The organism is Bacillus sp. HNG, from assembly GCF_003400205.1.
Taxonomy (GTDB): Bacteria; Bacillota; Bacilli; order Bacillales; family Bacillaceae_L; genus Ferdinandcohnia.
The window spans coordinates 165,364-183,242 of the sequence record NZ_QUQV01000002.1 but is presented as its reverse complement, the minus strand read 5'-3'; the positions used below and the strand labels follow the sequence as shown (position 1 = coordinate 183,242).

At 37.5% G+C, this 17,879-nt stretch carries 15 protein-coding genes; 12 read left to right on the top strand and 3 right to left on the bottom strand.

The window, feature by feature from the left end; translation table 11 throughout:
- Positions 1-276 precede the first annotated feature (276 nt).
- The 6 genes from DZB84_RS04245 (at position 277) to DZB84_RS04220 (ending at position 6,370) form a co-directional block, all read left to right on the top strand.
- Positions 277-1,077 (top strand): inositol monophosphatase family protein, encoded by an 801-nt coding sequence (locus tag DZB84_RS04245; protein WP_116351025.1) that lies wholly within the window; start codon positions 277-279, stop codon positions 1,075-1,077.
- Between the two features lie 128 nt (positions 1,078-1,205).
- On the top strand, positions 1,206-2,138 hold the full coding sequence (locus DZB84_RS04240) for a phosphate/phosphite/phosphonate ABC transporter substrate-binding protein (RefSeq protein WP_116351024.1): 933 nt from the start codon (positions 1,206-1,208) through the stop codon (positions 2,136-2,138).
- A 164-nt stretch (positions 2,139-2,302) separates the two neighbouring features.
- On the top strand, positions 2,303-3,076 hold the full coding sequence (gene phnC / locus DZB84_RS04235) for a phosphonate ABC transporter ATP-binding protein (RefSeq protein WP_116351023.1): 774 nt from the start codon (positions 2,303-2,305) through the stop codon (positions 3,074-3,076).
- Positions 3,073-3,882: a phosphonate ABC transporter, permease protein PhnE gene (gene phnE / locus DZB84_RS04230; protein WP_116351022.1), complete on the top strand. Its 810-nt coding sequence runs from the start codon at positions 3,073-3,075 to the stop codon at positions 3,880-3,882. Before phnC ends, phnE (DZB84_RS04230) begins: the two co-directional genes overlap by 4 nt.
- On the top strand, positions 3,882-4,676 hold the full coding sequence (gene phnE, locus DZB84_RS04225; protein WP_116351021.1) for a phosphonate ABC transporter, permease protein PhnE: 795 nt from the start codon (positions 3,882-3,884) through the stop codon (positions 4,674-4,676). Before phnE (DZB84_RS04230) ends, phnE (DZB84_RS04225) begins: the two co-directional genes overlap by 1 nt.
- A gap of 128 nt (positions 4,677-4,804) precedes the next feature.
- Entirely contained in the window at positions 4,805-6,370 is a 1,566-nt protein-coding gene (locus DZB84_RS04220) for a bifunctional metallophosphatase/5'-nucleotidase (RefSeq protein ID WP_116351020.1), read from the top strand.
- A gap of 58 nt (positions 6,371-6,428) precedes the next feature.
- Here DZB84_RS04220 and motB read toward each other — a convergent pair whose 3' ends face one another.
- Both motB and motA read right to left on the bottom strand, forming a co-directional pair.
- The gene (gene motB, locus DZB84_RS04215) at positions 6,429-7,169 is read right to left on the bottom strand and encodes a flagellar motor protein MotB (RefSeq protein WP_116351019.1); all 741 of its coding nucleotides are present in this window, start codon (positions 7,167-7,169) and stop codon (positions 6,429-6,431) included.
- Complete coding sequence (gene motA, locus DZB84_RS04210) at positions 7,162-7,953, bottom strand: flagellar motor stator protein MotA (RefSeq protein ID WP_116351018.1); 792 nt, start codon at positions 7,951-7,953, stop codon at positions 7,162-7,164. The genes motB and motA overlap by 8 nt, the downstream gene beginning before the upstream one ends.
- A 278-nt stretch (positions 7,954-8,231) precedes the next feature.
- Here motA and DZB84_RS04205 point away from each other — a divergent pair, with 278 nt between their 5' ends.
- The 5 genes from DZB84_RS04205 to DZB84_RS04180 all read left to right on the top strand — a co-directional run bounded on the left by DZB84_RS04205 (position 8,232) and on the right by DZB84_RS04180 (position 14,077).
- Positions 8,232-9,926 carry a M3 family oligoendopeptidase gene (locus DZB84_RS04205; protein WP_116351017.1) on the top strand — a complete coding sequence of 565 codons (1,695 nt, stop codon included), beginning with the start codon at positions 8,232-8,234 and terminating at the stop codon, positions 9,924-9,926.
- A 126-nt stretch (positions 9,927-10,052) separates the two neighbouring features.
- The gene (map, locus tag DZB84_RS04200) at positions 10,053-10,805 is read left to right on the top strand and encodes a type I methionyl aminopeptidase (protein ID WP_116351016.1); all 753 of its coding nucleotides are present in this window, start codon (positions 10,053-10,055) and stop codon (positions 10,803-10,805) included.
- An 879-nt stretch (positions 10,806-11,684) separates the two neighbouring features.
- Positions 11,685-12,557 carry a GNAT family N-acetyltransferase gene (locus DZB84_RS04190; protein WP_116351014.1) on the top strand — a complete coding sequence of 291 codons (873 nt, stop codon included), beginning with the start codon at positions 11,685-11,687 and terminating at the stop codon, positions 12,555-12,557.
- A gap of 59 nt (positions 12,558-12,616) precedes the next feature.
- Positions 12,617-13,081, top strand: coding sequence for a GNAT family N-acetyltransferase (locus DZB84_RS04185; protein WP_116351013.1), 465 nt, complete (start codon positions 12,617-12,619; stop codon positions 13,079-13,081).
- Positions 13,082-13,096: 15 nt separating this feature from the next.
- Positions 13,097-14,077 (top strand): DMT family transporter, encoded by a 981-nt coding sequence (locus tag DZB84_RS04180; RefSeq protein ID WP_116351012.1) that lies wholly within the window; start codon positions 13,097-13,099, stop codon positions 14,075-14,077.
- Positions 14,078-14,369: 292 nt separating this feature from the next.
- On the opposite strand, the gene DZB84_RS04175 is transcribed toward DZB84_RS04180, so the two are convergent.
- The gene (locus DZB84_RS04175) at positions 14,370-16,505 is read right to left on the bottom strand and encodes an ATP-dependent Clp protease ATP-binding subunit (protein WP_116351011.1); all 2,136 of its coding nucleotides are present in this window, start codon (positions 16,503-16,505) and stop codon (positions 14,370-14,372) included.
- Between the two features lie 299 nt (positions 16,506-16,804).
- Here DZB84_RS04175 and DZB84_RS04170 point away from each other — a divergent pair, with 299 nt between their 5' ends.
- Positions 16,805-17,848 (top strand): YkvI family membrane protein, encoded by a 1,044-nt coding sequence (locus DZB84_RS04170; RefSeq protein ID WP_116351010.1) that lies wholly within the window; start codon positions 16,805-16,807, stop codon positions 17,846-17,848.
- Positions 17,849-17,879 lie beyond the last annotated feature (31 nt).

Here is a 17,879-nt window from a genome sequence, read left to right as displayed (position 1 = left end):
ACTGACTTTGTCTACATGATTATTTGCAGGATATCTTCACATAAATTACTTTTTCCAGACTGTCTTGAAAACGCTTGTCAGACAAGGCGCTCAGCCGATCGAAGACGCGAATAGAAGTTCCCTTCATGAGCGGACGAGAGAGGCAAGCAACAAAGTATGCGAGCGTTTGTCAACAGTCTGAAACCCACTTTTAAGTGGGTTTTTTGTATGGGGAAAAATATTGACCAATTCGAAGTTATTGTATAGGGTTAATACGATGAAAAGGAGGAAATAATTGTGAATTGGAATGAAGTATCTCAAATAGCTAAAGAATGGACATATGAAGCGGGTGAAATTCTTCGAAAAGCTACGCAGGAAAGTGTAAATGTAGAGTATAAAACATCTGCTGCTGATTTAGTCACGAATAAGGATAAGGAAATTGAGCAGTTTTTTATTGACCATATTAAGACGAGCTTTCCGAGCCATTTCTTTCTAGGTGAAGAGGGGCTAGCGACAAATCAGGATTTCAATCCTGAAAATGAAATTGTCTGGATTGTTGATCCAATCGATGGAACAACGAATTTCGTTCATCAAAAAAGAAATTTCGCTATTTCAATTGGAATTTATGAAAAGGGCATGCCACGGATTGGCATCGTGTATGACCCAATCGCAGATGAGATGTTCCATGCAGTAGCAGGGCAAGGGGCTTATCTTAATGAACAGCCGTTATCAAAATTGGAAGACAAAGGATTAGAAGAAGCCAATATTAGTATTTGCCAGTATTGGTTAGTCCCAAATGATAGGGTGGATCATACGATTTTTACTGAAATGATTCAAAAAGCAAGAGGAACAAGATATCTTGGCTCAGCTGCACTTGAAATCGTCTATGTTGCTTGTGGAAGATTGGAAACCTACTTTGATTTTCGTTTGTCACCATGGGACATTGCTGGTGGAATGGTCATTTTACAAGAAGTAGGTGGTGTCATGAAGACATTAGATAACCAGTCATTTTCTGTATTTTCACCCCAAATAACAATATTTTCGAATAATAATGTGTTAGATGAGATTTTTGAAACAATAAACCATGAAAATAGATAAATACTAGTATTCTTGTAATATGAATGTTAATAAATTGTAAAAAATTCAAAATATATGTCGAAATCCGTAATATTTTAATATATAATGAATGAGGTTTTACTTTTACATCATGTTTAGGAGGAGAGAAAATGAAAAAGTTATTAGCATTACTTATGGCAATTGGTATGGTTTTTGTTATTGCAGCATGTGGCTCCGATGATAAAGACAACGCCGGAGATGACAATGCAAAAGGCGGAGACGAAGGAAAGACTGAAGAAGTTACTGAATTAACAATGGGATTCATTCCTTCTCAAGAAGCTGATACAATTGCAGACAATGTTAAACCACTAGAAGAATACTTAACTGAACAGCTTGGAGTACCTGTTAAAGCAGAAGTTATGATCGACTTCGTTGGTCTTGTTGAAGGTATGAGAACTGGTAAAGTTGATATTGGCTTCACAAACCCATTTGGTTATGTACAGGCTAAGGAACGTGCGAATGTAGACGTGTTAGTAAAAGCGATTCGTCATGGATCAGATACATATAAAGCACAATACGTTGCTGCTGCAGATTCTAAGTTAACTTCTTTAGACGATGTTGTTGCTACTGAAGGCTTAACTTGGGCATATGGTGACCCACTTTCAACTTCTGGATTCCTATTCCCAGCATCTCAATTAATGGAAATGGGTGTTGAAAATCTTGATACTTTCTATAAACAAGTTGCTGTAGGTGGTCATGATAATGCTGCTCTTGCGGTATTAGATGGTTCTGCAGATTTTGCAACAACTTTCACAGATGTTCGTGACAACTTAGAGAAAGATATTCCAGATGTAAAAGAAAAACTAAAAATTATTGGTTACACGGATGCAATTCCTAATGACGGTGTTTCTGTTCGTAGCGATCTTCCAGAAGACATGAAAGCTAAAATTAAAGAAGCATTTATGTCAATTAACGATAAGCCTGAAGTGTTAAAAGTTATGAATGAAGTTTACACTTGGGACGGAATTGCGGAAGCATCTGATCAAGAATTTGACGTTGTTCGTGAAGTTTACGAGAAATTTAAAGATCAATTAGGAGAGTAATTAAAAAAATTATCCTTATTACCTAATAAAAAGTATAAAGAGAGAGGAGACATCTTCTCTCTTTTTTTAAGAAAATTTTTAATTTGAAGTTTTGTCCAAAATGGTAATGAACATCATACAGGTGAAAGCTATTAGATTTTTAATGAACGTAAAGGAGCAAGACAATGATTGAATTTAAAAATGTTTCATTAACTTATCCAAATGGGCACCAGGGGTTGAAAAATATTAATGTTACCATTAATCCTGGTGAATTTGTGGTTGTGGTTGGTTTATCTGGCGCGGGAAAATCCACTTTTATCAGAAGTATTAACCAATTGGTTAAACCTACTGAGGGAGAGTTAATTATAGATGGCAAGAACACCTTGAAATTTAAGGAAAGAGAACTTAAAAAACTACGTACAAATATTGGAATGATTTTCCAAAACTATAATCTTGTTAATCGTATGTCTGTTCTTCGAAATGTATTGACTGGCAGACTCGGTCATATTGGCACTATTAAAAGTCTATTAGGTCTTTTTTCTCAAGAAGATAAAGAGTTGGCCTTAACCAACTTGAAGCGTGTAGGTATTGAAGAAAAAGCATATTCACGTGCTGACCAACTGAGTGGGGGACAACAACAACGTGTAAGTATTGCACGAGCTCTAACGCAAAAGCCAAATGTTATTTTAGCTGACGAGCCAGTTGCAAGTCTTGACCCTCCTACATCACATGTCGTGATGAGAGACTTAAAAAGAATTAATCAAGAACTAGGAATTACGACCATTGTTAATCTTCACTTTATTGATATGGCCATGGAATATGCTGATCGCATCATCGGGATGAGGGCTGGTGAAATTGTGTTTGATGGTCCTGCATCTACCGTGAATGAAAAAACATTTGAGCAAATATATGGTCGTCCAATTAAGGATGGAGATATGCGCGGGAGTGTTGAAGAATGAGTAAACAAGTAGACTCCTTGAATAAAAAAATTCCTGTTGTTACAACGCGGGCAAAAGCTACTATTGGAAGCATTTTAACGGTAATCATTGCTTTATATATTGTTTCAGCCGTTTTTACAGAGGCTTATCCCGATGAAATTATTAAAGGGATGCCAATCGTTATCGATTTTATCGTAAAGGATTTATTTCCGCCTAATCTAGGTTACGCGGATACTGTGCTAACAAGTTTAATTGAAACATGGAATATGGCCTTTTTAAGTACAACTTTATCAGCCATTGTAGCATTGCCAATTAGCTTTTTGGCTGCGGCAAATATTAATAAAAATAAAGCTTTTTATAAAGCTTTTCGATTCTTTTTAAATATCTTACGTACGATTCCTGAGTTGATTTTGGCTGTTATTTTAGTAGCAATAGTGGGGATCGGAGCATTAGCCGGTGTGTTAGCTCTTTTTATCTTTTCAGTGGGTATTCTTGCGAAATTGATCAGTGAAACCATTGAAGCAATTGATCCGAATCCATTAGAGGCGATTCGGGCAACGGGTGGTAATATTGTTCAAGTCATCTGGTACGGTGTATTACCGCAAATTATGCCACATTTTACATCATATTCATTATATGTATTAGAAATTAATGTTCGTGCGTCTGTTGTTCTTGGATTTGTAGGTGCTGGTGGTATTGGTTTAATCCTTAAAAAACAATTAGCGATGTTTAATTTTGACAATGTATCTACAATTGTCATCATGACTTTTATAGCGGTTACGATTATTGACTTCATCAGTAACCGAGTAAGGGAGCGATTGATGTAATGCAAAAAGGAGCGCAATATTTAAAACCGCCAGCAAAAAAAGGACGATGGAAGATTGTCGTTATTTCACTTGTCTTAATCTATTTATATTATATTGCATTTACGATGACGGATTTATCCTATCGGGGTTCAGTCTTAAGCCCGATGACCATTTTTAAGAGACTTTTCTGGGATCCGTTCTTTATGCCAGAGATTCATGCGAAGATTCCTGAATATGCCTATTACATGTTAGAATCGATTCTGATTGCATATGCAGGTACACTTATTGCAGCTGTTTTAGCTATTCCATTCGGATTTTTAGCTGCGAGAAATATTTCAAAGGTCTCAACCATTGGAAAATGGATTTTAAATGGAATTCGTGCATTCCCAGAAATTATGCTTGCAATTATTTTCGTTGCGGCTGTAGGTATTGGTCCTTATGCAGGTGTATTAGCAGTTGGGATCCATTCCATTGGGATGCTTGGAAAGCTGTATTCCGAAGTAGTTGAATCCATAGATATGAAAGTACTTGAAGCACTAAAAGCAAATGGTGCAAACCGGATTCAAGTGATTTGGTTTGGAGTTATTCCGCAAATCATTCCACAGTTTTCAAACTACGCGATGTATCGTTTTGAAGTCGATGTACGTGCGTCAACAATTCTTGGTATTGTAGGTGCGGGGGGAATTGGTGCCCCATTACTTATTGCATCCATGCAGCGTAACTGGGAGCAGGTTGGTATGATGTTAATCATCATCATAATTGTGGTAACAATCATTGATGCAATCAGTGGAAAAATTCGTAGTAAAATAGTTTAAATGTTGAGCAACAGCACTTCTTGTATGAGGAAGTGCTGTTTTATGTAAAAGTGACGATTTCTTTCACGCTAAGTTGGAAAATTTGTGTATACTAAAAATGGACCCTATAACAAAACGAGGTAACAAAGATGAAATCTATTACAATTACAATCCTTGAAACGAGTGATGTGCACGGCAATATATTTCCGATTAATTATGGAAGTAATGAAACTGCTGGGCTTGGTCTCGCTAAAATTGCAACTGTCATTAAACAAGAGAGAAATCGGAATAGGAACACAATCGTTATCGATAATGGAGATTTAATTCAAGGAACCCCTTTAACCTATCATTATGTACGATCAAATAGTCATAAACAAAATCCAATGATTACATTATTAAATGATTTAAACTACGATGCTGCAGTAATTGGAAATCATGAGTTCAATTATGGAATGAAGGTGTTGCAGCAAGCGATAAGCGAATCTAATTTCCCATGGCTGTCCGCAAATATTTTAGATGAAAGAGGGGAGCCTTTTATTGGCAAGCCCTATATTATCGTAGAACTCGAGGATGGTATTAAGGCTGCGATTCTTGGTGTGACCACTCACTATATCCCAAACTGGGAAAATCCTGAACATATCAAAGGGTTAACATTTGAAGATGCGTTTGAATCCACGAAAAAATGGGTGGAGTACATTCGCAATGAAGAAAATCCAGATCTCATGATCGTTTCCTATCATGGAGGATTTGAGGCTGATCTTGATACCGGTGAACCTACTGAAAAGCTGACGGGTGAAAACCAAGGGTATCGGATTTGTAAGGAAATTGCGGGGATCGACCTTTTATTAACCGGTCACCAACACCGCTCACTTGCCGGTAAGGTAAACGGTGTGCCAATCCTGCAGCCAAGCTTTAATGGTCAAGCAATTGGGAAAGTTACACTCTTACTTACTAAAAATGATGACAGGTGGACGATTTCCGATTCAAACCCTGAACTCATCTCAGTAAAGGAAATAGAAGCAGACGAAAGTTCCCTTCAGTTAGTTAACGAATATGAAACGGAGACACAGCAATGGTTGGATCAACCAATTGGTCAAGTAATAGGTAATATGACAATTGATGATCCACTTAAGGCACGCCTTAAGGACAATGCTCTCGTTGAATTTATTAATAAAGTGCAGATGGATGTTGCCAATGTGTCAATTTCAAATACCGCTCTTTTTAATAATGTGACAAAAGGATTTCCAACAAAGATAACAATGAGAGACGTTGTCTCCAATTATATTTATCCAAACACGTTAACGGTCGTTCGAATCAGTGGTAAGGATATAAAGGAAGCATTAGAAAGAAGTGCAAGCTATTTTATGCTTGAAAATGGTGAAATTACAGTAAATCCTTCGTTCACTACCCCTAAACCACAGCATTACAATTATGATATGTGGGAAGGGATTAATTATATTTTTGATATTTCTAAGCCGATTGGAGAGCGTGTCATCAAGTTAACGTTTAAAGATGAACCCATTCAACCAGATGGAGAATATGATGTTGTCATGAACAACTACCGTGCAGGTGGTGGTGGGGATTATGCGATGTTCAAGGATAAACCCATTATTAAGGATATCCCACTCGATATGTCGGAGTTGATTGCAAATTATATTCTTGAAAGAGGGACAATTGAAGCTACAGTTGATGAAAATTGGAAAGTAATTTGGTAATAAAATGCCCACGGGATGAAAATTCCGTGGGCATTCGTATGTCTGGCTTTGGCCGCCATTATTTTTGCTGGTCGAGATTTGGCTGGATGAGTACTTCAACCCGACGATTAAGTTTTCTTCCTTCAGGTGTTTCGTTGGTCGCAACAGGCTCATATTCACCAAGACCACGAGCACTAAAAAGTCTAGGATCGAGCTTTTTATTTTCTAATAAAAGACTCATAAAATTAACCGCACGCATGACACTTAAATGCCAGTTGCTTTTAAATTCATGATTATTCATTGGAACTGTATCGGTATGCCCACTTACAATGATATTACGAGGAGGGTTCATTACCAACAGCTCCGAAATTTCACGAGCTAGATTAAGATCCTCTGGTCTCACATCAGCGCTACCGGGATCGAAGAATGCACCATCCTGAATCGTAACGAGCAACCCTTCATCGGCTAAGCGGGTTTTAAGACTTAAGTCTAATCCGTTTTCCGTGATATAGCCATTGATTTTTTTTTGTAATTCCTTTAGTTCTTCTTGTTCCTGTTTTTCTTTTTCTTTTTCATTTACAATCTCAGCATTATCAATTTCAACGGGTACAGGACTCTCATATTCTAAAAAAGAAGTACCGCCCTTAAAGACATTATTAAAGGAGCTTGCAAGTTTTTGGAATTTCTGAACATCCACATTACTTGCAGCAAACAGTACAATGAACAGCGCGAGCAATAATGTCAATATATCCGCATAAGGTACCAACCATGATTCATCCATATGCTCATCGTGTTTTGCTTTTCGCCTTTTTCTAGCCATCTATCATTTCACCTTCAGTCAAAACATTCACGCGATCTTTATTTGAAAGATACATTGAAAGCTTTTGTTCGATTGCACGTGGTGATTGGCCTTCAAGAACAGATAATACGCCTTCAATCATGACTTCTTTAATTTTAATTTCTTGCTTTGATTTTTGTTTTAATTTATTTGCGAACGGATGCCATAGTACATATCCTGTGAAAATCCCTAGCATTGTCGCGACGAACGCAGCTGCAATCGCTTCTCCAAGTGCATCTGTGTCGTCCATATGTCCCAATGCAGCAATCAGACCTACAACAGCTCCCAATACCCCAAGTGTTGGTGCATATGTCCCTGCTTGAGAGAAAATCGATGCGCCAGAAGCATGTCGTTCTTCGATTGCCTCTATTTCTTCTGTCATTACATCGCGGATAAATTCAGCACTTTGTCCATCAACTGCCATACTTAGTCCGTTTTTCAAGAATGGATCTTCAACTTCAGCGACTTTTACCTCGAGTGCTAAAAGTCCTTCTTTACGGGCAACAGTAGCCCAGTTAGAGAACATTGGAATCAGTTCTTCAACACTTAACATCTTCTTTTCTTTGAATAGGACCCCGAATAGCTGAGGTATTCTCTTTAATTCACTAGTTGGGAATGCAATTGTAACAGCCGCAATGGTTCCTAAAATAATGATCAAGAACGCAGCAGGATTTATTAAAGCTGAAAGTGGAACACCTTTTAAAACCATACCTACAAATACTGCTATTAGACCAAGAATGACTCCTATTAATGACGATTTATCCAAATTGTATCACCTATGCTTTCATACGTTGTTATGGGTATAGTGGTTAAAGACGCAAATCCGTGTGAATTAACACAAAAATCTGGTCTTAGAAGCGGAACTTCTAAATATCTTTTGAGTCTATAATTCTACTATTCTTATTATCGACAAACAACGTAAAAATTTTAGCGAAACTTATCAAATTCTCTCGAAGGTTTCGTAGTGGAAAAATTATGTAGGAGTGGTTTACAATGAAAGAGTATACATATTTTCTAATCTCTTATTGAAAAGGGGAACCTTCTATGAATTTTAACGATTTTAAGTATGTCCGTCCAAACATGGACGAAGTGGAACAAACATTTAATGTTGCGCTGGAAAAATTCAAAAATGCGGCAACACCTGAGGCACAAGATGAAGCAATGAAAGAAATCATTGCCATCCAACGTACTGTTGATACAGCTTTTAACATTTGCTATATCAGACATACAGTTGATACGAATGATGAATTTTATAAAGAAGAACAAGATTATCTTGATGAAATTCAACCATTGGTACAAGGCTTAACCACTAAGTACTACGATGCTCTTGTGAATTCAAAATTTCGTACAGAGTTAGAAAACAAATGGGGCAGGCAGCTTTTTGATTTTGCAGAAACACAATTAAAAACGTTCTCACCAGAAGTAGTTGAAGAACTCCAATTGGAAAATAAGCTTTCATCCGAATATACGAAGCTTGTTGCTTCAGCAAAAATTATGTTCGAAGGCGAAGAGCGCACATTAGCACAGTTACAACCGTTTACGGAATCAATCGATCGCGATATGCGTAAAAAAGCAAATGAGGTTCGTTTTGCATTTTTCAAGGAACATCAAGAAAAATTTGATGATATTTATGATCAGCTAGTAAAAGTTCGTACAAAAATTGCACATAAACTTGGTTATAAAAACTTCGTTGAACTTGCATATGTAAGACTATCAAGAACCGATTACAATGCAGAAATGGTTGCAAACTTTAGAAACCAAGTGAAGGATCATATTGTTCCATTAGCGGTGAAGCTTCGTGAACGCCAAGCCGAACGAATTGGTGTGGACAGCTTAAAATACTATGATGAATCATTCAGTTTTAAATCAGGTAATGCTGTACCAAAGGGTGACCCAGATTGGATCATCGAAAATGGGAAGAAAATGTATGAAGAACTATCAGAAGAAACAAACGAATTCTTCAATTATATGATTGACACAAATTTAATGGATCTAGTTGCGAAAAAAGGAAAAGCTGGTGGAGGCTACTGCACATACATCAGTGATTACCAGGCGCCATTTATTTTCTCAAACTTTAATGGAACATCAGGGGATATCGATGTGTTAACACATGAGGCAGGGCATGCATTCCAAGTATACTCAAGCAGACATTACGAGGTGCCTGAATACAATTGGCCAACCTATGAGGCTGCTGAAATTCATTCAATGAGTATGGAATTCTTTACATGGCCATGGATGGAATTATTCTTTAAGGAAGATACAGATAAATATAAGTTTTCTCATTTAAGTGAGGCCTTATTATTTTTACCATATGGTGTAGCAGTGGATGAATTCCAACACTTTGTTTATGAAAATCCAGAAGCAACACCTGCTGAACGTAACAAAGCATGGAGAGAGATTGAGAAAAAATACCTACCATTCCGCGATTATGATGGCAATGAGTATTTAGAAGCAGGTGGATTCTGGCAGCGTCAAAGCCACATTTACACAACTGCATTTTATTATATTGACTATACACTCGCGCAAATTTGTGCATTCCAATTCTGGAAAAAATCAAGAGAAAACCATGATAAAGCATGGGCAGATTATGTACACCTATGTAAACAAGGCGGAAGTAAGCCTTTTACTGAGCTAGTGAAGGTTGCAAATCTCCTTTCTCCATTTGAACAAGGAACCGTACAATCTGTCGTAGGTGAAATTGAAGCATGGCTAAATAGTGTCGACGACAAACAACTGTAAAACGTAAGGACTGTGGGGGTTTCCACAGTCCTTTTTGTTGAAATTTTGCAAATAAACTCTAGTTTATGCAAAAATGTTTGAGAAAGGATATAATAAAAACATCAAACTGAAATTGAGGGTGTTTTCATGATTCATTTAAAGACAAAACGAGAAATTGAATTAATGCGCGAAGCGGGACAAATTTTGGCAGCATGCCATAAGGAAATTCGCAAACTGATTCAACCTGGAATTACAAGTCTAGAGATTGACAGCTTTGCTGAGGATTTTATTAAAAAGAATGGTGCTACGCCTGAACAAAAAGGCTATAAGGGCTATAAATATGCAACATGTGCTTCGATTAACGATGAAATTTGCCACGGCTTTCCTAGAAAAACTCCTTTGAAAAGTGGAGATATCGTGACTATCGATATGGTAGTGAACCTTGGCGGGGCACTTGCTGACTCTGCTTGGTCATATGGTGTTGGTGACATTTCACCAAAAGCTGAAAAGCTTCTCGATGTAACAAAAACAGCGATGTATAAGGGAATTGAACAAGCGGTAATCGGAAACCGCCTTGGAGACATCGGTCATGCCATCCAGTCTTATACAGAAGGCGAAGGATTCTCAGTTGTTCGTGATTTTATCGGACATGGAATTGGACCAACGATGCATGAGGAACCACAGGTTTTACACTATGGTCTTCCGAATAAAGGATTACGTTTAAAAGAAGGAATGGTTTTCACAATTGAACCAATGGTGAATGTCGGTAGATATCAGACCACTATGGATAAGAACGGCTGGACAGCTCGTACGATTGATGGAAGTCTTTCTGCACAATATGAACACACAATCGCAATCACACAGGACGGTCCATATATTTTAACGGATCAAGATGCATAATAACGAAAAAGTGTCACACATTTGTGGCACTTTTTTGGTTAAAGGAAAGTTTCAATTAGAATTGGGAAAACAGAGTCCGCAACCCAATGAAAATAAAGTGGAAAAAGAGTGACAAGCCAGTTTCCGTATAAGCAGTATCTACAATAAAACCTCTTCGTTGTACCTGGCTCCTCTGCAATGGATGCAAATACAACTCCTATTAAACTCGTAAAGATAAAAAAGCCATACCCAAATAAAGAGTCAAATCTCACTTCGTACAAGATAAATCCCAATGACGAACCATTAAAAAACAAAATCAAAAAAGACATCAATAAAAAAAATCTTGGTACTATGGACATGTTTTCCACCTCAATAATGTATATGAAGCGGAAGTAGGGTAGATGACAGGAGAATTTTGGTGATGGAACGGAGGGCTTGGCCGATTTGTGATGATTATTGAAAAACTTCAGTGATAAAGAGTGCATTAGAAAAGACTTATGTAAAAATCTTGAAAAAGGTTTGATATAAAAATATTTTAAGTGATGACATCTGGATAATATTTGAAAAAGTCCTGTTTTAAAGTGTGTATATGAAAAGTCTTATGTAAAAATCTTGAAAAAGGTATGATATAAAAATAGTTTAAGTGATGACATCTGGATAATATTTGAAAAAGTCCTATGATAAAATGTGTATATGAATAGGTTTATGTGAAAATCTTGAAAAAGACATCTCAAAAACTCAGTTTATGTGGTGGTTATTGGAAAAGTATTGAAAAGGTCTATAGATAATATAAATGTCTTTAAATAATTCTTGGGAATCTTCCAAAATTACTTGTAGGCACTCTTAAAATATGATTAAATAAATCGACTAAATGACTTCTTTAAGAGGAGGGGATAAATAATGATTACTATAAAAAGACTATCTGAATGTACACTTGAGGATGCAGTAGTAGCATGGAATAAAGGATTTGAAGGTTACTATTTTGATATGACAACAACGGTTGATCTTTTTACAAGACGGATGATTTTGGAAGGGCTTTCTCCCACGCTTTCGGTCATTGCCTATGACGGGGAGCGACCTGTAGGACTTATTTTAAACGGGATTCGCTTTATTAACGGTAAAAAAGTTTCGTGGAATGGTGGAACAGGTGTTGACCCTGAATACCGAGGGAAGGGTGTTGGCAAGAAGTTAATGGAAGCTTCACTAGCAATCTATGAAGCGGAAGGTGTTGAAGTTGCCACACTTGAAGCCGTTAAGGAAAATGATAAAGCCATCACATTATACGAAAAGGTCGGCTATAACATTGTCGATGAATTAATTCATTTACAGCATACAGGTGAATTATCGGGCGATGCCTTTCTATCCGAAAACAACCAATTTACCTTTAAAAAAGGAATTCCGATTGACGCTTCACAAGTTCCCTTTTATAAGGCGATGGTTCCGTGGCAAACACAGTGGAATAATGCACGTGACGGAGAATCACTTCTAGCACTGGATGAGAATGATACGGTTGTTGGATATACAATTTTTAAAAGGTTATTTAATGAGGAAGGAAAGCTTCAATCAATTATTCTAATGCAATGTGAGACCGAACCTTCGCAGGATAAAAAAGAAGACATTGTGAGGGAGCTTTTACAAAGGGTATTTGGTCAAACGAATCTTAATGTTGCAAGAACTGCAGCGAATATGTCGGTGTCGAATAAAATTTTACGTGAATTATTAGAATATGCAGGATTTAAAGTAAAAGCAGAGCAAGTCTTTATGGTAAAATGAATTATTAGAATATTTTTACTAGTCGTGGTACCAAACCAATTGTAAAATGGGGGAGGTAAATGAAAAAAATCATTTTACGCGATGTCACGATGGAAAATTTGCTCGATGTGATTCGGTTAAAATCAGAGGATAAAGAGTTTACTTTATTCGAAAAATGGGTTGCCTCGAATGTCTTTTCATTAGCACAAGCAAAAGTACAGCCAGATTGGGTAACGAAAGCCATATATGATGGAACTCAGTTAATTGGATTTACCATGTTTGGTCTTGAAAATGAACGAAATCGCTTTGAACTTTGCAGGATTATGATTGATTATAAATATCAAGGAAAAGGGTATGGAACCGCCGCTGTGAAAGAAATTATTTCTGAAATGATTCATACATTGCCCTATTGCGATGAGATTTACTTATCAGTTATTCCTACAAACCAAGCTGCTATCCATGTGTATACGAAAGCGGGATTTACGAAAACAGGAGAAATCATCAAAGGTTTTGTTGATGAAGATGTTTATTGTTTTAAGGTCTAGGGGGGAGTATGGATTTTGAAAGCTATTCTAATTGGAATCATCTCGTCACTTTTTTTTGCGGTAACGTTTATTCTAAACCGATCAATGGAGCTTTCAGGTGGAAGCTGGCTGTGGAGTTCTTCATTGCGGTATTTTTTTATGATCCCCTTTTTAATTGGGATTGTTTTTCTTAGAGGTAACCTGAAGGAACTTCTGTATGAGTTAAAAAAGAATCCAATCAAATGGATGCTTTGGAGTACAGTTGGATTTGGGTTGTTTTATGCACCGCTTACCTTTGCGGCTGCTTCTGGTCCAGGTTGGTTGGTTGCAGGAACATGGCAATTTGTCATTATCGCTGGCCTCCTTGTTGTTCCTTTTTTCTATAAAACAGTGGAAATGGACAAAGGGATACAAAAAGTCCGTGAACATATCCCGGTCAAAGGACTTATTTTTTCTAGTTTTATTTTTATAGGAATTGTCTTGATTCAGCTTCAGGAAGCAGATGGAGGAATTGGAATAGAAATGCTCCTAATCGGAATTCTTCCCGTAGTAGTGGCTGCTTTTGCATATCCATTAGGTAATCGAAAAATGATGGAGCATTGTAAAAATGATTTTGACACCTTTCAACGTGTCCTTGGAATGACCCTTGCATCGACTCCGTTTTGGTTCATTATTGCTGGTTTTGGTGTTGCGACTGCTGGACTTCCAGGTAAAGACCAAGTATTTCAATCATTTATCGTAGGGATTTCCTCTGGGATTATCGCAACCGTGCTTTTCTTTTTCGCAACTGAGCTTGTCAAACACGATCAAAGTAAGCTTGCTGCGGTTGAAGCCACCCAGTCAGCCCAGATTATTTTTGTGATCTTTGGGGAGGTTCTCTTATTAAGTGCACCTCTGCCAACTATGTATTCTTTTGTTGGGTTATTGATGATTGCGGGTGGAATGGTATTGCATAGTATGTTTTCAAATCGTAAGTCACCGATAAAGGTAAGTGAATTGGAGTCAAAATCAATATAAAAAAATGCAGAGCTCAAACGTGGCTCTGCATTTTTAATGGTCTAAGAAATTATTTAAAATTTATCATTGTGGATAATTTTTAATGAGTGTATCCAAGTCCAGCTCCAGCGCCTAGCCCCTCGAGGTCATAAGCCAATCTGTCAAGAAGGATAAAATACATCCTTCTCGCCAGATTTTCTTATGCTTATCGGACTTGCACAGGAAGTGCTGACATCGACGTTTTGCCACAGGACGTGGCAGTAGTTAGTCGATGTTCCTCTTGCAAGGCGCTTGCGCTTTTGTTCTGGGTGTATTATTCTACTACAATTTTATTTTCTTCGACTGTTACGTTCAAGCTTGTTTGGTTTTCATTTTCTAAAAGAACATCAGTGATTTGGTCTTCAAGCTGTTCTTGGATGACACGACGTAATGGGCGTGCACCAAATGCTGGGTGGTAACCTAGCTCAGCTAATTTTTGTTTTGCAGCATCATCAACAGTGATGGTTACATCTTGTTCTTTAAGTGTTGCTTCAAGCTCATGTAACATAAGGTCAACAATTTGTAGTAAGTGTTCTTTTTCAAGCTGTTTGAATTCAATGATGGCATCAAATCTGTTCAAGAATTCTGGCTTGAAGAAGGAACCAAGTGAATCAAGGATAGATGTTTCCTTATAAACATCTGTATCAGCTTTTTCAAAGCCAACCGTGATTTTCTTAGGTCCGCCACTTCCTGCGTTACTTGTCATAATAATTACAGTATCTTTGAAGCTTACAGTGCGTCCTTGGCTATCTGTTAAACGACCATCCTCTAAAATTTGAAGGAACATATGCTGAACATCTGGATGTGCCTTTTCAATTTCATCTAAAAGGATGATGCTATAAGGGTTGCGACGAACTTTTTCAGTAAGCTGTCCTGCTTCCTCATGGCCGATATATCCAGGAGGTGAACCGATGATTTTAGAGACAGAGTGTTTCTCCATGTACTCACTCATGTCAAGTCGGATCATAGCATCCTTCGAACCAAATAGTTCTTCAGCAAGTGTTTTCGTTAATTCTGTTTTACCTACACCAGTAGGTCCGACAAACAGGAAGGAACCGATTGGTCGATTTTTAGCCTTCAAACCAGCACGGCTACGACGAACAGCTTTCGCTACCTTTGTAACAGCTTCATCTTGACCAATTACTTTTTTCGCAAGGTTGTCAGCAAGATGTTTCATTTTTTGTTGTTCATTTTCTTGAAGCTTACCAACAGGGATACCGGTTTTCTTCTCGATAATTTGTTGGATATTCGTTACATCAATCACATGCTCTTCTTTGTTTTCCGGATTATTTAATTGTTTTTCTAGCAGAATTTCTTGATGTCTTAGTTTCGCTGCTAATTCGTAGTTTTCTTCCCCAGCAGCTTTTTCCTTTTCAGCAGCGATTTTTGCAAGCTCTGCTTCAATATCCTTTGGATTTGTGCCTCCAGCTGCTAAATTCATTTTTGAACCAGCTTCATCAAGCAAGTCGATTGCTTTATCAGGTAAGAAGCGGTCTTGAATGTAACGATGTGATAATGTTACACAGGCGCGAATCGCTTCATCTGTATATTTTACACCATGGAAATCTTCATATTTTCCTTTAATACCTTCAAGAATCTGAATTGCTTCGTCAACCGTAGGTTCATCCACTATTACAGGTTGAAAACGACGTTCTAGTGCAGCGTCTTTTTCAATTTGTCTGTATTCTTTTAATGTTGTGGCACCGACAACTTGAAGCTCGCCACGAGCAAGAGCTGGTTTTAAGATATTACCAGCATCCATTGAACCTTCAGCAGACCCTGCACCTACTAAAAGGTGAATTTCATCTATAAATAAGATAATATTTTTACGTTTTTGAAGCTCAGCAATGAGTTGCTTCATTCTTTCTTCGAATTGACCTCGAATACCAGTGTTGGCAACGAGTGATGCGACATCTAGTAAATAAACCTGTTTATTTGAAAGCTTACTTGGCGCTTTTCCTTCAGAAATTTGTAGGGCTAATCCTTCTGCAATTGCAGTTTTTCCTACCCCCGGTTCCCCAATTAGAACAGGGTTGTTTTTATTACGGCGGTTTAAGATTTCAATGACACGTTGGATTTCCTCATCACGGCCAATTACTGGATCAATCAGTCCAGCTTTCGCCATTTGAGTTAGGTTTCGACCAAACTTATCGAGTAGACCTCCGCCATTTCCTCCGTGTTTTGGTTGTGTTTGTTGTTGATTCATTCCCATTTGTTGACCGAAGGCATTGCCTTTTAATAGATCATCAAATGTAAAGTTAGGGAAACCGTACATTCCTGAAGGTATTTTCATGTTGTTTTTCTCCTTCGCATAACACTCACTGCAAAGTTGAATTTGTCGCTTATCATTGTTCACTTGTACGTGTAACTGTATCGTAGCTTCATTTTTATTACATGCTTGACAAATCATAAACAACTACCTCCTTGAATTTTGACTATCTTTGACCAATTTAAGATTAAAGACTAAGATCGCCACATCCTGTGACAACGTCTTTGTGACCCACATCGAGTGAGCCTAAATATAATTAGGTCGTTTGTGATGTTTGACCATCTCTGACCTTATGTCTACATTATACTTTGACCATCTTTGACTTTCAAGTGAAAAGCACTAGAAATTTTTGCCACGGACAACGAAGGAATAGCTCGTCTTAATTTAAGAACTTGTACATATACATGAAGTAATACAGACAATTAATGAGGTGGCTATTTGTGCGAGGGAATTGGGGGGCAGCATTTCAAATTGGTGCTGTTTATGTTGGAACAATCGTAGGAGCAGGATTTGCAACAGGACGGGAAATTGTTGAATTTTTTACCCAATATGGTTTATACGGTTTAATCGGAATTGGAATAAGTGGTTTCTTATTTATATGGTTAGGAACTCGAATCATGATCATCGCAAATCTAATTCAAGCTGAATCGTATAAAGAATTTAATGAATATTTGTTTGGACGAAAAGCAGGATTTTTTGTGAACGGATTGATGCTTCTTGTACTGATAGGGGTTACTTCGGTCATGCTTTCGGGAGCAGGTGCAGTCTTTTACGAACAATTAGGTTTGTCCTATCAACATGGAATTTTTGTGACGAGTGCGCTTTCCATATTTGTTTTGATATATGGGGTCAAAGGGTTATTTGGTGTGAACATGTTTGTGGTACCGATTATGATTTTCTTCAGTGTTGTTTTAGCAGTAGAAGTCATTTCTACGGATGTAACAAGTTTATTTAGCAAACCTGACTTAGCTTCACCAAGTTATAAATGGATGATTTCGCCATTTTTATATGCTGCATTTAATCTCACCATGGCTATGCCGGTTTTGGTTCCACTTGCTAAAGAAATAAAACATGAAAAAACATTAAGATGGGGTGGATTGCTAGGTGGGGGCGCATTATGTCTGATTTTATTAACAAGCCATATATCCTTGTCGTCACTCCCAAATATACATACCTTTGAAATTCCAATGGCTGAGGTTATGAAAAACTTCATGGCTGCTTTCTCCTGGCTGTACATCCTTGTGATTTATGGAGAAATCTTTACTTCAGTAATTGGTAATTTATTTGGGCTTGAGCGTCAATTGAAAAATGTCATCAAACTGCCGTCAATCCTAATTGTATTCGGTATTTTGTCCATCGCCTATTGTCTAAGTCAGTTAGGCTACGGCGCATTAATCTCTTTTTTATATCCATTGTTTGGGTATATGAGTTTGATTTTATTAGTTCTATTGGCAAGACCAATGAAACACACCCGGAAAAAATAAAGAGGTTTAAGGTAACCTCTTTATTTTACTT

Bases quoted from the DNA above. Each gene is read 5' to 3' on its own strand.
- DZB84_RS04185 (WP_116351013.1), top strand. From the start codon at position 12,617: ATGAAAAAAATCATTTTACGCGATGTCACGATGGAAAATTTGCTCGAT.
- phnE (WP_116351021.1), top strand. From the start codon at position 3,882: ATGCAAAAAGGAGCGCAATATTTAAAACCGCCAGCAAAAAAAGGACGA.
- phnE (WP_116351022.1), top strand. From the start codon at position 3,073: ATGAGTAAACAAGTAGACTCCTTGAATAAAAAAATTCCTGTTGTTACA.
- DZB84_RS04205 (WP_116351017.1), top strand. From the start codon at position 8,232: ATGAATTTTAACGATTTTAAGTATGTCCGTCCAAACATGGACGAAGTG.
- DZB84_RS04220 (WP_116351020.1), top strand. From the start codon at position 4,805: ATGAAATCTATTACAATTACAATCCTTGAAACGAGTGATGTGCACGGC.
- DZB84_RS04240 (WP_116351024.1), top strand. From the start codon at position 1,206: ATGAAAAAGTTATTAGCATTACTTATGGCAATTGGTATGGTTTTTGTT.
- DZB84_RS04175 (WP_116351011.1), bottom strand. From the start codon at position 16,505: ATGATTTGTCAAGCATGTAATAAAAATGAAGCTACGATACAGTTACAC.
- motB (WP_116351019.1), bottom strand. From the start codon at position 7,169: ATGGCTAGAAAAAGGCGAAAAGCAAAACACGATGAGCATATGGATGAA.
- DZB84_RS04190 (WP_116351014.1), top strand. From the start codon at position 11,685: ATGATTACTATAAAAAGACTATCTGAATGTACACTTGAGGATGCAGTA.
- phnC (WP_116351023.1), top strand. From the start codon at position 2,303: ATGATTGAATTTAAAAATGTTTCATTAACTTATCCAAATGGGCACCAG.
- map (WP_116351016.1), top strand. From the start codon at position 10,053: ATGATTCATTTAAAGACAAAACGAGAAATTGAATTAATGCGCGAAGCG.